The following is a 14244-nucleotide window of genomic DNA, read 5'->3' on the forward strand; positions in this document are numbered from 1 at the left end:
TTCTGCCTTTCAAGATGTTGGACTCTCTGATTTATGGTTTAGCGGACAGTAATAGATGAAAATCGCGATTTATTCGATGGCAAAGTTATGACTGCGATAGAGAAGTTTTCGAATTTTTATGGATTAAAATATTTATCACTTCGCGGATTTTGTTAATTTAATTGGTTGATATATAAATGGATACAAGTGATAAAAACATTTAGATTTTATCACTTGTATTTAAAAATTTAACATACTGATAATCAATACATTACCCCCCCCATATTTTGACGATCGATAATGTGTTGATTTATAGGTGATTATTCAGTACTTCTAAGAAAAGCTCTTTGTCGGGTGCTTCCGAGTCGGTAATACGACGCCTAATGCGCGTCCATTTGTTATAGTAGTTGCCTCGTTCAATATCCATCAGCAGACATATGGCACGGGACGAAAATCCTGCAATTACGAGGGCGCAGAATGTAATGTCATCCTCTTTGAATTTCGGGAACTGTTGGCGCATGCGTATGAGAATATTATCATGGCATAAATCTACAATCTCCTTTATACGAGGAATCGAGTTGTCTTGCCTTATCCGGGCTATTTCATCCTCAAAATCTTTGGCGATAGTGGCACGTGTAGCCTCGGAGTCGCGTTTCTCAAAATATTTGTTGCTAAGGTGGTTCAGCACCATGTATCGATCTCTAAGCAACTGATTGAGCAACAGGCGTTGGTCTCTTAACCGTGTATCAAGATAGGTTCCTTTACGCTCGGAGCTTACAAGGCGAGAGGTGATCTCCCTGACTTCAAGCATCTTATTTTCTATCTCCAGTCGCTTTCTCTTCATGCGCTCGCGATAGAATATGTAGAATGCGACACATATAATTAATGTGGCGATAGAGATACCCCAAACGATTATATGATACTTGTCAGCTCTTTTATGCTCGGCAATGGCCTTGTCATGATGGAAATCGCTCTCTGCTAATGCGACATTGTGTTTGAGTACTTCTTTCAATCCTTTGTCATGTACTGCCCACATTTTCTCAAGTTCGGCGACGGCATTCTCATAGTCTCGGGATTTTATCAGAATGGTCGATTTGGCCCAATGATATTCTTCCATCTCGTTCCAATGAGGATTGTACTTACGTTCCAGTTGGAGATAATGTTCTGCACTGTCGGGTTGATTAAGGAGTAAGTAGAGATAGGATGTATATGGTCGGTCTTGTAAATCGACTGTTTGTTCACCCCAATATCTTTCGGCCAAGTTGGAATGTCGGCGTGCGGCGTCATAACTATTAAATTTAAGCAATGGTTTTAAATATGTCTCATGGTAAAAGCCGAGTAGAGTCGAATCGGTGATTTCTGACGATAGGCTGTCTAACATAGCAACAGCTATGTCGGGTTTGTCGACACGGTTGAATGCAGACGCCAATTCCACAAGGGCATACTGGTTGTTGAGGGTTTTGCCGGCGGCGTGGTAGAGGTCTGCGGCAAGGCGGCGGTGGGGGATTGCCTTTTCGAAGTTGTAGACTGCGACGTAGATGTCGGCGATAAGCTCGTGGATTTTGGCGAGGGTGTAGTCGTCGTCGAGCTGCGCGGCGAGGTCGAGGGCGGTCAGCGCCTCCTTTATGGCGACGGTGTGGCTGCCACGGTAGAGATTGACGATGCCACGGTACATGTGGGCGAGTGTCTGCCAGGGCTGCACGGGGTGGGCGTCGAAGTAGGCTGCGGCGGTGGTGATGAGCGAGTCGTCGGTCTCGAAGCGGAAGTTTTTGTCGCGCGCCTGCGTGAGCAGCAGGGCGTGTTCGGCCCGCTGTCGGCGCGAACCGATCTTTTCGGGATCCATGCCTTCGAGAATCGACAATGCAGAGTCGGGTCGCTCCGCCATCAGCGACTCGGCGCGGGTCAGCTCGCGGTCGGCTTGGCCGGAGCGCGAGCAAGCGAATGCTGCCGTAAGCAGCAGTGAGTATAGAATGATGTGTCTGATCATATATCGATATAGGCGGACTATTTGCGGCCGAAGTCGGCGGGGATTTCGCCCCAGCGCTCGGTGTCCCACTTCACAACGGGGCATGGGGAGGTGTGGGTCTGCACCCATCGCTCGGCGCGCTGCAGCGTGGCCAAAAGGGTTGCGTTGCCGGGGGTAGGGGTGAGGGTGGTGCGGGCGCGGCGGTTGCGCAGCCATGCCTGCGCCGTGCGGCTGTCGGAGTAGATTGTGCGCGTCCATCCGTTTTTCTCACACAATGCGAGGGCATGGACGAGGGCCAGGAATTCGCCCACATTGTTGGTGCCGTCGGCCACCGGGCCGTAATGGAACAGCTCCTCGCCGGTGCCCACCACCACGCCACGGTACTCCATCACGCCCGGGTTGCCGGCGCATGCGGCATCTACGGCGATTGCGTCGAGGCGTATCTCCGGAAACGCCTCGTAGTTGATGAGCTGCGTCTTGCGCTCGGCGAGGGCGCGCAGAGCGTAAAGCTCGTCGCCACCGTAGTCGCGGAATGCCTCCGTGGCCGCTGTCTGCGACGAGAAGCTTTTGTATTTCGCCCCCGGATAGCCGTCAATCTGTGCCTTGGCCTCTTCCCAGGAGTCATATATGCCGGGAGCGAAGCCCTCCCATACTACGTAGAATTTTCTTGCCATTTTTATCGTATTTTGTGGGGCGCGATAAGCCATTCCGGTGTCGTCGGACGAGTCGGACAGGTCGGACGGGTCTGACATGTCCGACGGCTATGCAACCCCCATTGAGGATTGTATGTGTGTGGCCTTGTGCCACGGAGGTCAGCTACAGCTGAGGAGTAGCGAGATGTCGATAGGCCTCAGGCCTGCCTTCGCGGCCACGCGGCGGTTGACGGGCTTGCCGAGGAATGTGGCCACGGCGCGCTGCACTCCAGGGAGCATGCGCATGGTGCTGAGGGCGCTTTCGCAGTCGGCGATATGCCCAAGCAGCGATATGAGCGTGTTGCTCAGGGCCATGGCGGCTGTGCGCGGCACGGCGTTGCCTACGCCGGTGTAGCATATGCGCGACCCTTCCGGCACGGCTGCGAGGGTGTGGGGCGCTCCCATGTCGACCTCTGGGAGCGACGGGCACAGTGCGTTGCCGTCGCCGTAGAGGTTCATGATGATCACTCCACGCTTCATCAGCGCGGTCTGCTCGGCGCTGATGGTGCATGGACGCTCCATCGGCGTGGCCACGATGACATCGGCCGTGCGCAGGGCGTTTTCGAGCACGCGCGGATGGAGCACGGAGGTTGCCGCCGCGCATCCGGGCAATTCGGCGGCACGGCGCAGGCGATAGACATCGTTGTCGAGCATCCTCACGGACGCTCCCAGACCGAGGGCCGACGAGGCGGCCGCGCGTCCCGCGATGCCTGCCCCGAGGATGAGCACCTCGCACGGTATGATCCCCGCCACACCGCCGAGGAGTATCCCTTTGCCATGGTCGGGCGAGGCGAGCATCGACGAGGCCAGGGCCAGCGCCGCGCGCCCGTTGATCTCGTCGAGTATGTCGGCGAAAGGCGTGTGTCCGTCGCTGTCGCCGATCAGGTCGATGGCTATGGCGGCGATATTGCGGCGCAGCAGCTCGCGGATGGTTGCCGCACAGCTGTCGATGCTGTGGAGGAGCGTGAGGAGCATGGCTCCCCGGCGCATGGCCCTGATGTCGGCGGGGGTGAGCCGCCCGAGGGTTATCACCATGTCGGCCTCCAGGGCCTCGGCGCGCGATGTCACTATGGCGCCCTGGCGCATGTAGGCTGTGTCGTCGTAGTGTATGGATGCTGCAGCGCCGGCTTCGAGACGCACTTCGTAGCCGCGCTCGGCAAGTATTCCCGCAGCCTCCGGGGTGAGCGGAAAGCGCCTCTCGCTGCTGCCCGGGGTGGATGGCAGCCCTATCGACGGCCGGCGGCGCATGGTGGCGGTGGCAGCGGGTTGTGGTTCGGGGGTGATATATTCCGAAGATTCGTTCATTGTGGTATGGTAGGGGTTAGAGGGTATTGTCGGGATGGCTGTCGACGTGGAGGCCGAGGAACCTGGCGAAGCTGCGTGCCGTCACCTCCTTCTCCTGCTCGCTGTCGAGGTTTTCTGCCTTGAAGCGCAGCGAGGCCTTGGTGTAGTGGGGCATTCGCGCGGCCAGGGCCTCGACGATGAATTCGCGCAGCTCCCCGTCGGTCTTGTCGGCGATGAGGGGGCGCTTGTGGCGTCCGCGCAGCAGGCGCTCATGCAGCCGGTCGACGCTCACGTCGAGCAGCACTGTGGTGCCGTGGGCGTTCATCCACTCCATGTTGTCGAAGAAGCAGGGAGTGCCGCCTCCGCATGCCACGATCACATCCTCGAACTCTCCCGCCTCGTGGAGCATGGCCTGCTCGCGCGTGCGGAAGCCTGCTTCGCCGTAGAGCGCGAACAGTTCGCGCACGGTGGCACGGTAGCGGCTCTCGATGTAGCTGTCGAGGTCGATGAACTGCATGCCTGTCAGGGCGGCGACATGCCGCCCTACGGTCGACTTGCCGCTCCCCATGTATCCTATCAGAAATATCGGTCGCATAATGGAGTCCTGTGGTTGGTTTGAATCAGGTCAGTGCAAATCTACGGAAAAAACTGAGATTTTAAATTCCTGTTGGCGGGATTTACGGGAAATGTGAGTAAATTTGCATGACAAAAACCGACTCATTATGGACTTGTTTGATAAAGTCAGCGCCGACATCAAGGCGGCGATGCTTGCACGCGACCATGCGCGGCTTGAGGCCCTGCGCGGCATAAAGAAAGAATTTCTGGAGGCACGGACCGCAAAAGGCTCCGACGGCACCCTTACCGACGAAGCGGCCATGAAGGTGCTCGTCAAGATGGTGAAGCAGCGCAAGGAGAGCGCTGAGATCTACACGCAGCAGAACCGTCCGGAGCTTGCAGGCGAGGAGCTTGCCCAGGCCGCAGTGATCGAGGAATACCTGCCGAAACAGCTCGGCGACGAGGAGCTGACCGCGGAGCTGAAGAAGATCATCGCGCAGACCGGCGCCACCTCCGCCAAGGAGATGGGCAAGGTAATGGGCGTGGCATCGAAAGCCCTGGCCGGACGTGCCGACGGGCGTGCCATCTCGGCCAAGGTGAAGGAGCTTCTCGGATAAGCCTTCCGCCTCGGAGTTAAGAGGTTGTTTTCAAACGGCCTCCAAGTGTCTTTTATAACCGGAAAAATCATACATTATGCTTACGATACAACAGATAAAGGAAGATCCCGCACGCATCATCGCACGCCTTGCGGTGAAGGGATTCGACGGCAACGCCGCCATCGGCGAAATTCTCGAACTCGACACGCTCCGCCGCCAGTCGCAGCTCAACAACGACACCAAGGCCGCCGAGCTTAACCGCCTGGCCGCCTCCATCGGCCAGCTTATGAAGGCCGGCAAGAAGGATGAGGCCGAGGAGGCCAAGAAGGCCGTGGCCGCTCTCAAGGATGAGCAGAAGGCAATCGCCGACGAGCTTGCCCGCACAGAGGCGCGCATCCGCGAGATACTCCTGTCGGTGCCCAACGTGCCCTGCGACATGGTGCCCGAAGGCAAAACCGCGGAGGACAACGTTGTCGAGAAAACCGGCGGTGTGATGCCCGACCTTCCCGCCGACGCGCTTCCCCACTGGGAGTTGGCTAAGAAGTACAACATCATCGACTTCGACCTCGGCGTGAAAATCACCGGTGCCGGATTTCCCGTGTATCTCGGAAAGGGAGCACGCATGCAGCGCGCCCTCATACAGTTCTTCCTCGACGAGGCCGGCAAGGCCGGATACCTTGAAGTGGAGCCGCCTTTCGTGGTCAACGAGGCTTCGGGCTACGGCACGGGACAGCTCCCCGACAAAGAGGGGCAGATGTACTATGTGGGCGAGGACAATCTCTACCTCATACCTACCGCCGAGGTGCCCGTGACCAACCTCTACCGCGACGTGATCATCCCCGCCGACAAGCTCCCTATAAAGAACTGTGCTTTCTCGGCATGCTGGCGCCGCGAGGCCGGCAGCTACGGCAAGGACGTGCGCGGACTCAACCGTCTGCACCAGTTCGACAAGGTGGAGATCGTGCGCATAGAGAAGCCCGAGGATTCATATGCCGCGCTTGAGGAGATGAAAGCCCACGTACAGGGACTCCTTGAGAAGCTCGGACTCCCCTGGCACATACTGCGCCTCTGCGGCGGCGACATGTCGTTCACGTCGGCCATCACGTTTGACTTCGAGGTGTTCTCCGCAGCGCAGAAGCGCTGGCTGGAGGTGTCGTCGGTGTCCAACTTCGAGACCTACCAGGCCAACCGTCTGAAATGCCGCTATCGCGGTGATGACAAAAAGACCAAGTTGTGTCATACCCTCAACGGCTCTGCCCTGGCTCTGCCGCGCATCATGGCCGCCCTGCTTGAGAACAACCAGACACCCGAGGGTATCATCGTGCCGGAGTGCCTGCGCAAATATACAGGTTTCGACATCATCGACTGATCGCGTAAAATAACGCACAGAGCACACAAGGAGCACAGAGAATAATAAGGATGATGATAGTCGTCTGACTCCTATCCTTTATTCTCTGTGCTCCTTGTGTGCTCTGTGCGTTATTTTTTCCGAGAGTGCTGTGCGTTGAGGTCACCGCATGATGGGAAGGAGGTGCTTCACAAGGGAGCGTCGGATGGGAGCGTCGAGCAGACGGCGGAACCATTTCAGGGAATGGGTGTCGCTGCCGGTATAGTCATACATGCCGTCCTGAAGGAGGCGTATGGCGCGTTGCTGTACGTTAGGACCGTAGAATCCGGTGATCGAGGGGAGATTTAGCTGTAGCATCACGCCGTCATCCTTCAGTCGTCTGTAGTCGGCGGGCGACATGTAGAGGTAGCGCTCCGGGTGGGCAAGGAGCGGGAAATAGCCTGCGCTGCGCACATCTTTCAGGATATCGAACAGCCCCATCGGAGGGTTGGCATAGGATGTCTCCACAAGCAGCGTGTCGTTGCTTGCCGGGTTGCGGGTGGCTATGGTCAGAAAGTCGCGTGCCGTGAACCGCTCGGTGAATATCGGGTCGAGCATGTTTTCGGCGCCGAGCACGAGCGGCGGTATGTCGGAATCACCTGCCACGGCGGCGCACAGGTCATCGAATCGTTTCCTGAGGTCGGCGGGAGTGTTGGGCACGTCCTCCATGATGTGGGGGGTGAGGTGCACACGTCTTATGCCTGCCTGCCCCATAAGCCGGAGGGTCTCTATCGTCTCGTCGATTTTCTTTATGCCGTCATCGACTCCGGGAAGAAGGTGGGAATGCCACTCGGTGGCACCCTCAAGGATTCCCGAGCGGGCGATTGTGGTGGTTGATGATGTAAATGGCCACATGTCTTTATGTGTGGAGAGAGTCTGATTTTATAATGATGTTGCCTTGAAATTTTCGATAAAAATTTCAAGGCAACATATGAATTAATTATGGTCCAATAGGATGTCAAGGGTGGAATTTGCCATATAACTTCTTGTTAATCAGTAGCTTTATCACCCCCCCCATATCCGTATCCATATCCATATCCGTAACCGTATCCATATCCATACCCGTAACCGTAGCCGTAACCATAGCCGTTGACTTTGGAGGGGATACCGTTGAGCAGCAATGACATGTTGTTGAATTTCTTGTCGACATAGAAATTCTGGATTGTCGGTACGAGACGACGGTCAAGCACGCCGGAACGTACCACGAATATAGTGACATCGGCAAGCGGCGTTATGATTGAGGTATCGGCCACCATGTCGGTCGGCGGGCAGTCGATGAATACCAGGTCGAACTCTTTACGCAAATCCTCGATGAGTGCTTTCATGCGCGGCGAGTAGAGAAGTTCCGAGGGGTTGGGTGGTATGGTGCCTCCGGGAATCATGAAGAGATTCTTGGTAGTCCCTACAGGCACGACTGCCTTGTGCCAGTCGGTGATTTCGCCATTGAGGATTGAGCTTATGCCTATCTTGGGAGAGTCTACATATTTACTTATGGTGATTTTTCGAAGGTCAAGGTCAAGGATGCAGACCTTCTGTCCTTTTATGGCGAAAGATGCAGCAAGGTTGGCAGTCACGAACGTCTTTCCCGAACCCGGGTTCATGGAGGTTGCCATGATTACCTTATGGTCATTCTTGCCTATGATGAACTCAAGGTTGGAACGTACCACGCGGAAAGCCTCGTTGACTACGTTTCGAGAGCCTTTGCGTACCATGATCTCGCGCTTGACGATTTCTGTTGCCTTTGGCTTGATGCCTATGAGAGACAAGAGGGTAGCGCGTACGCCTTTCTTCTTCACCTTTCCTGACATCGGAAGTTCGCCGAGGAACGGTGCGGTGATATTTTCGATATCCTTGCGTGTGCGCACTCGTGTATCCATGCTCTCCTGCATGAAGATTATGCCTGCGGGTATGAAGAGCCCGGCCACGAACGCGATAAGGAGAATATTGCGTTTTACCGGTGCCGTAGGCTCCGACTTGCCCATCGGAGGAGTCACTATTCGGGTGTTGTAGGCGGTGAAAGCCTGTGTAAGTTCGTTTTCCTCACGTTTCTGGAGGAGGAACAGGTAAAGGGCCTCTTTTACTTTCTGCTGGCGCTCCACGGAGAGGAGGTATTTAGCCTGTGTCGGGTTGGATGCGATCTGGCTGCGGCTCTGTGCCTCGCTTCCCCGGAATGCGCGTATCTGTGCATTCAAGGAGTTTATCTGGTTGTCGATCGAGGTGACGATGGCTGAACGGGAAGCGGCCAGGGCATTGTCGAGGTCCACGACGAGCGGGTTGTTGGCGGAGGAGTTTGCGGCAAGGGAGTTGCGTTCGAGCATCATGTCGTTGTAATCGGCAATCTGCTTTTCTACGGTTGTGTTCTCAAGACCGGAATTGGCGGGGAGCAGCTGGCTGTGGTTGCGTGTATCGGCGAGGAAAGTGCGTATGTAGCGCGCCATGTAGAGCTGGTTGTTGAGGGCGAGCACTTGGTTGGCCGCCTCCTGGCTCTGGTCGAGATACATCTGGCTTACCAATGCCAGGTCGGGAATAAGATGCTCCGACTTGTAGGATGAGATGTCAGAATCTACATTGCCGAGTTCCTGCTCGATTACTCCCAGACGGTCGTTTATGAATTGTGATGTAGCCGTGGCCACCTGGTTCTTGTCGCGCACCCAGTCCTCGTTGTATGCCGATATGAGAGTGTTTATAAAGTCCTCGGCGCGTTGGGGGCTTACGTCATTGCAGGTGATGTTGAGCACTGTCGCATCTTTGTCGGCCAATTCCACCGACAGCTTGTTCTGGTAAGCGTCGATAGCTCCCTGTGTGCTCATGCGTGTCACCTTTATGTTGTCGATCTCCTTGTTGGCGGGGGAGTCGTAATAGGCGGTGGGTGTCACCAGTACTTTTCCGAACGGGGTGGCGAGGGTGTCGCCGAGCGCTCCCTTTACTTCCTTGGAGATTGTGCCGTCCTTGTCGCGGAAGTCAGAGAGTGTGACTGACTTCTTTTTGCGGTCTATGTCGATTTCGAACGAACATCCCTGGTTTTCAGGATAATCGAGCACTTTTACTGTCACAGGCAGCGAAAGGCCGTAGAGATGCTGCTTGCGGAGATTTTTACGGGTGACATAGTTCATGTCGAGATTGAGACGGCGCACTACCTCCAGAATGGTGGAGGGCGATTGTATGGCCACCATCTCGTTGGTTACGTTGGCTCCCGAACTGAACACTCCGAGATCCGACAGGGAACTGAGCTGCGAGCTGATACTCGAATTGTTGTCCTCGTCCTTGATCAGGAGCGATGCGGTGCGTGTGTATGTGGGTGACACCACAAACAGATACAGCACGGCGAGTCCCATGGTGAACATGAGGGAGAGCACGAACCACTTCCAGTTGGCAAGACACATCTGCAGGAAGTCCTGCAGGCGTATCGACGATTCTTCTTCGCGCGTTTGGATATTGTCGAAAGTTTCGTTGGGCATCTTTGGATACTGTTTTACGAGGATTGACTGTGAATAGCTCTTAGTTGGTGATGTTCGTGATGAGCACGCCGACCGATGTCAGGAGCGATGCGAGCGAGATCCAGAATGAGGTGGAGCGCAGGTTGTTGCCGTTGACGGTCGACTGGCGCACACGGTTGTCATTCGGCTCTACGTAGATCACGTCGTTCTGCTGGATATTGTAGGCGGGCGACCTATAAAGGTCGGCGGCCTTTGTGAGGTCGACACGGTAGGTCGATGTCTTGCCGTCGATGTTGCGTATCACTACTACGTTCTCGCGGCGTCCGAGTATGGTCAGGTCTCCGGCCATGCCGAGCACGTCGAGCAGGGTCACCTTGTCGCGGTTGAGGTTATAGCGTCCAGGATTGTTGACCTCTCCGAGCACGCTCACGTAAAGGTTGTCGAACTCTACCGTCACCGTGGGGTCCTTGACGAGCTGGCGTGAGATGAGTTCATTCTTTATAAGGTCGGCAATCTGACGCCGGTTGAGCCCGGCCACCTTGATTTTGCCGATTATGGGGAAGTCGATATAACCGTCGGTGTCGACCGTGTAGATTGAGATCTCCTGTGACTGCGACAGTGATGATTTGCCGGAATAACCGATTCGGCGGGCGGTAACGGGTAGGTTGAACAACTCGGATAGCTGAGCGTCCTTCGAGTGGACGATGATCGATAACTTGTCCTCCGGATGGATTTTGATTTCAAGTGGGTTCGCTACTGCCAGGACGGCCACTGAGTCCACATCCTGGAAGTAGGTTACATCTTTCGGAGTCTTGCAGCCTGTCAGTATGGCGGCAAAGCATGCCACGACGGCGAGAAGGTAACGAAGGTGATTCATCTGTACTACTAAATATTCTGCCGATATGACGACAGGTCTGATTTGACGAAGTTGTTTTAAGATTCTTTATTCGCACTCATTTTATCGGGGTCCCATAAGCCTCCGACCGGAAAATGTTGTGCTGTCTTTTGCATGTAGAGTGCCTATGAGAGTGCAAAGTTACGCAAAAAACAATGGATAATGCAAAATAAAAGAAGAAATTATGTTTTCAGGGTAAAAAACGGGGCAGGGGGACGAGCCTCCGGTAGCGCGGTGGGTATGGGTCTCTAATCATTAACAATGATAGACCGGCGGATTTCACCGTCTGAAATCATTGAAATCAGGTATTGCCGGGGGATGCCGGTTGTCGTAACTTTGCATCCGGATAATTATACGAGCTTGATGTTGGCGGCCCCGGACCGATGTTCACGGGGCCGTTGCTATTTGCGGACCACGACGAACCCCGCCCCTGTGTAGGCGAAGTCGATTATGTCCATCGCATAGAGGCGTGCGGCCATGTCGGTTGCCGTGGCCACGGATATGTGCGCGGCGGTCACATATTCGTCGAGCGAAGCCATCCCCCATTCGTCGAGATAGGCAAGGAGGGCCGATTCGGCGGCGGTGAAGGAGAGCAGGGTGGGTGAGGGGGCGGATTTCCTTTTCCAGGCGGCGAGCATGGCAGGCGGCACCACTATGTTCTCGTCCTTGACGCGGAAATAGGCGCGCCAGGTGCCGTCGGTGTCGCGAGCGCAGACGGGGCGGCGCACCGCCTTGGGGATGACGGCACGCACCACCACGGCGCCCCCTTCCACGGCGAATGCCGTCACCTCGACCTGCTGGGCCGGGCGGCAGTAGAGCTGCGCGGCCTGCTCGATCATGTAGATGTCCTCCTCGGAACGCACTCCGGCCACGGTGCCGTTGTCGCGCACGCCCACAAGCAGGCGTCCTCCGTCGTTGTTGGCGAAGGCGCTGATGGAGTGGGCTATCTTGGCCGCGTCGGAGATGGCGAACTTGAAGTCCTGATGCTCGTGCTCACCCTCCTGTATGAGATTGTGTATGTAGTACCGGCCACGTATGGCCTTGATGTCCTTCATCGGGGATATTCTGTGGGCATGTCGGGGTCGAGTAGCACCTCACGGAGGTAGAGTGCGGCCTGTCGGCGCGCTTCCGGAAGATCCATGTAGGAGTAGTTGCCGCAGTCGCGGGGCGTGGCCCCCGGGATGTCGCCTTCATAGTTGGCGATGAACTCCATCGTGTCGCGCATCAGCGGGATGATGTCGGCGGGGGTGCGGTCGCCGAGGAGCAGCAGGTAGTTGCCTGTGCGGCATCCCATCGGTCCCCAGTAGACCACGTCGGCGCTGATGTCCGCGCGGTTGCGCAGGTAGGTTGCCGCCAGGTGCTCGATGGTGTGCAGGGCGGCTCCGTCGATGGCGGCCTGGCGGTTAGGCTCTGTCATGCGTATGTCGAACGTGGTTATGACGTCGCCCGATGGTGTGGTGTCCTTGCGCGAGACATATATGCCACGGCGCAGGTTTATATGGTCGACTGTGAAGCTCGGAATCTTTTTCATGATCTGGTGGTGTATGGCCGTGCGTGCGAGTGTGGTGTCGTGCGGCGTTCAGAGTGAATCGATGATTTTCGACAGGGTAGCGAACGTCGCCTCGGGGGCGGCTGTCCAGAAGTCGAGATACTGGGCGGTGTTGTCCTCCTCCTGCCCGGGAGTGTCGCTCACCACGCGGATGCTGGCGAAGGGCACGCCTTTCACCCGGCATGTCTGTGCCATGGCGGCGCTTTCCATGTCGACGGCTTTCACATCGGGATATAGCTCCACTATGCGGGCGAGGTCGGCGGCATTGTCGACAAACATGTCGCCGCTGGCTATGAGCCCACGGTGGAGGTGCGGCAGGGTATCGAGCACGGGGAGGCCGATCACCTCGGATGCGCCCTCGAAGAACCGCGGCATACCCTGGATCTGCCCGCGCTCGGCGCACGGTCCGCACCACACGTCGTGGTAGGCCGTCCGCTCGCCCACCACCACGTCCATCACCTTTGCGTCGGAGCCTGTGCCTCCGGCCACACCGGTGTTTATCACGAGGTCGGGGGTGAACGCGTCGATCAGCGAGGCCGTGCCGAGTGCGGCGTTGACCTTGCCTATCCCGCTCTGCATGGCGGCTACGGTGTGGCGGCCGCCTGACATGGTGCCGGTGTGGAGCACTCCCCCTGTAGGCAGCATGGTCTCGGTGCGGCCGTCGATGTGGGGCAGCAGCAGTTCGAGTTCCTTGCCCATGGCTACTATTATACCTATCTTCATAATTGGCGGATTGTCTTTTTGATTGATGCAAAGATACGAATAAGTCGAGAGAAAAGGACATGCTTGCATGTCCTTTTCCGAGCGTGAGTATCTAAGGCGGTAGCCAAAGGTAGTGAAATTTTCAAGAAGGATGGTAGGGGCAATAGGGGGAATAAGGCCAATTAGTGCAATAGTATCAATAAGACTAATTAGACCAATAAGACTGATTAGGCTAATTAGCTCGCTCCCTAAATGGAAGCGCCGTGTCGACGGGGTCGGCACGGCGCTGGGTCTGTAGTCCTTTTGGGGGATTTATTCTGTCGGGAGGGTCAGGGTAAATACGTCATCATTTCCAACGTAGGTCCCCAATGTGCTGAATCCGAAGCAGATATTTTCCGCAGGGATGGTTATCACTCCGTCGGCATACTTGCCGACATATCCTTCTCCTATTACAGTATCCGGGCTGTATCCTGCTCCGATGAAGTATTCGTAGAGAGAGCCATATACCAGATTTCCGCTGGAATTAAGCGCAAATCCAAGAGGACTCTTCATTGCATATACCGCATCCGGATTGCTGTAGTTGAAACTGATATAGTGTGTTGGAGGATTACCTAAATACTCTGACCATGCCGACAAGGGATCAACCATTCTGATCACTCCCTCGTCGATAAGTGATTTCTCTATGGTAACCTGTGCATCGGTCATCGGAGGCAGTCCGAACGCGGCAAGGAGGTTGCCGGTAAACGAGCCGGTGCCGATAGATTTCCAGCGTGGAGGGGCTATGGTGAGTAGCAGTTCCGTACGGGAATAGAGATTTGCCGACTGGGGATCAATCGAGATATTCACGTAATAGTCGGTGAGAGGGTCGAGCGCTGAAGGGGTGCATGACACACTAACCACGGCGTCTTTTTCTCCGGCCGCGAAGCTAACACTATTGGTGACGGTAAACAGTCCCGACTCGTCCTCTACTTTAAGTGCCACTGTCTGGGGCGACGATGCATCGCTGCGGTGAATGGCGAAATCCCATGAACCGTTGTCCTCGGTTGCCGTCAGGGTCTGCTCGGGAGTGAGGTCAAAATAGCAGTCGCCTGTCTGCGGACCTGCCGTGAAGTCGTCGTCGCTGCATCCTGATATGATGCTCCCGACTGTGGCGATGACGGCGATATTCAATAGAAACTTATTCATTTTTAGATTTTCTTATT

Annotated in this window: 13 protein-coding genes; 2 read left to right on the forward strand and 11 right to left on the reverse strand. The window is 55.9% G+C overall.

The genetic code is table 11. The features are described from left to right. Positions 1–289 precede the first annotated feature (289 nt). The 4 genes from QZ303_RS02660 to QZ303_RS02675 all read right to left on the reverse strand — a co-directional run bounded on the left by QZ303_RS02660 (position 290) and on the right by QZ303_RS02675 (position 4516). On the reverse strand, positions 290–1966 hold the full coding sequence (locus QZ303_RS02660) for a hypothetical protein (protein ID WP_295728715.1): 1677 nt from the start codon (positions 1964–1966) through the stop codon (positions 290–292). Positions 1967–1983: 17 nt separating this feature from the next. Beyond that, a complete protein-coding gene (locus QZ303_RS02665) occupies positions 1984–2619 on the reverse strand; it encodes a ribonuclease H family protein (protein WP_295728871.1) in 636 nt (211 codons plus the stop codon). Positions 2620–2757: 138 nt separating this feature from the next. Then, the gene (locus tag QZ303_RS02670; protein WP_295728718.1) at positions 2758–3942 is read right to left on the reverse strand and encodes a hypothetical protein; all 1185 of its coding nucleotides are present in this window, start codon (positions 3940–3942) and stop codon (positions 2758–2760) included. Between the two features lie 16 nt (positions 3943–3958). Further along, complete coding sequence (locus tag QZ303_RS02675) at positions 3959–4516, reverse strand: shikimate kinase (RefSeq protein ID WP_295728721.1); 558 nt, start codon at positions 4514–4516, stop codon at positions 3959–3961. 127 nt (positions 4517–4643) lie between these two features. On the opposite strand from QZ303_RS02675, the gene QZ303_RS02680 reads away from it, so the two are divergent. Beyond that, a complete protein-coding gene (locus QZ303_RS02680; protein WP_295728724.1) occupies positions 4644–5093 on the forward strand; it encodes a GatB/YqeY domain-containing protein in 450 nt (149 codons plus the stop codon). 76 nt (positions 5094–5169) lie between these two features. Beyond that, positions 5170–6441, forward strand: a complete 1272-nt coding sequence (serS, locus tag QZ303_RS02685; protein WP_295728727.1) for a serine--tRNA ligase — start codon at positions 5170–5172, stop codon at positions 6439–6441. 141 nt (positions 6442–6582) lie between these two features. On the opposite strand, the gene QZ303_RS02690 is transcribed toward serS, so the two are convergent. The 7 genes from QZ303_RS02690 to QZ303_RS02720 form a co-directional block, all read right to left on the reverse strand. After that, complete coding sequence (locus tag QZ303_RS02690) at positions 6583–7314, reverse strand: CpsB/CapC family capsule biosynthesis tyrosine phosphatase (protein WP_295728729.1); 732 nt, start codon at positions 7312–7314, stop codon at positions 6583–6585. Between the two features lie 134 nt (positions 7315–7448). Further along, entirely contained in the window at positions 7449–9917 is a 2469-nt protein-coding gene (locus QZ303_RS02695) for a polysaccharide biosynthesis tyrosine autokinase (RefSeq protein WP_295728731.1), read from the reverse strand. Positions 9918–9957: 40 nt separating this feature from the next. Further along, on the reverse strand, positions 9958–10773 hold the full coding sequence (locus tag QZ303_RS02700; protein WP_295728734.1) for a polysaccharide biosynthesis/export family protein: 816 nt from the start codon (positions 10771–10773) through the stop codon (positions 9958–9960). Positions 10774–11192: 419 nt separating this feature from the next. Beyond that, complete coding sequence (locus QZ303_RS02705; RefSeq protein ID WP_295728737.1) at positions 11193–11846, reverse strand: helix-turn-helix domain-containing protein; 654 nt, start codon at positions 11844–11846, stop codon at positions 11193–11195. Then, positions 11843–12322 carry an S-ribosylhomocysteine lyase gene (locus QZ303_RS02710; protein ID WP_295728739.1) on the reverse strand — a complete coding sequence of 160 codons (480 nt, stop codon included), beginning with the start codon at positions 12320–12322 and terminating at the stop codon, positions 11843–11845. Before QZ303_RS02710 ends, QZ303_RS02705 begins: the two co-directional genes overlap by 4 nt. A 48-nt stretch (positions 12323–12370) precedes the next feature. After that, complete coding sequence (locus QZ303_RS02715; RefSeq protein ID WP_295728741.1) at positions 12371–13063, reverse strand: 5'-methylthioadenosine/adenosylhomocysteine nucleosidase; 693 nt, start codon at positions 13061–13063, stop codon at positions 12371–12373. 291 nt (positions 13064–13354) lie between these two features. Further along, positions 13355–14227: a hypothetical protein gene (locus tag QZ303_RS02720; protein ID WP_295728744.1), complete on the reverse strand. Its 873-nt coding sequence runs from the start codon at positions 14225–14227 to the stop codon at positions 13355–13357. Between the last annotated feature and the right edge of the window lie 17 nt (positions 14228–14244).

This window comes from uncultured Muribaculum sp. (assembly GCF_910583865.1).
Classification (GTDB): domain Bacteria; phylum Bacteroidota; class Bacteroidia; order Bacteroidales; family Muribaculaceae; genus Muribaculum.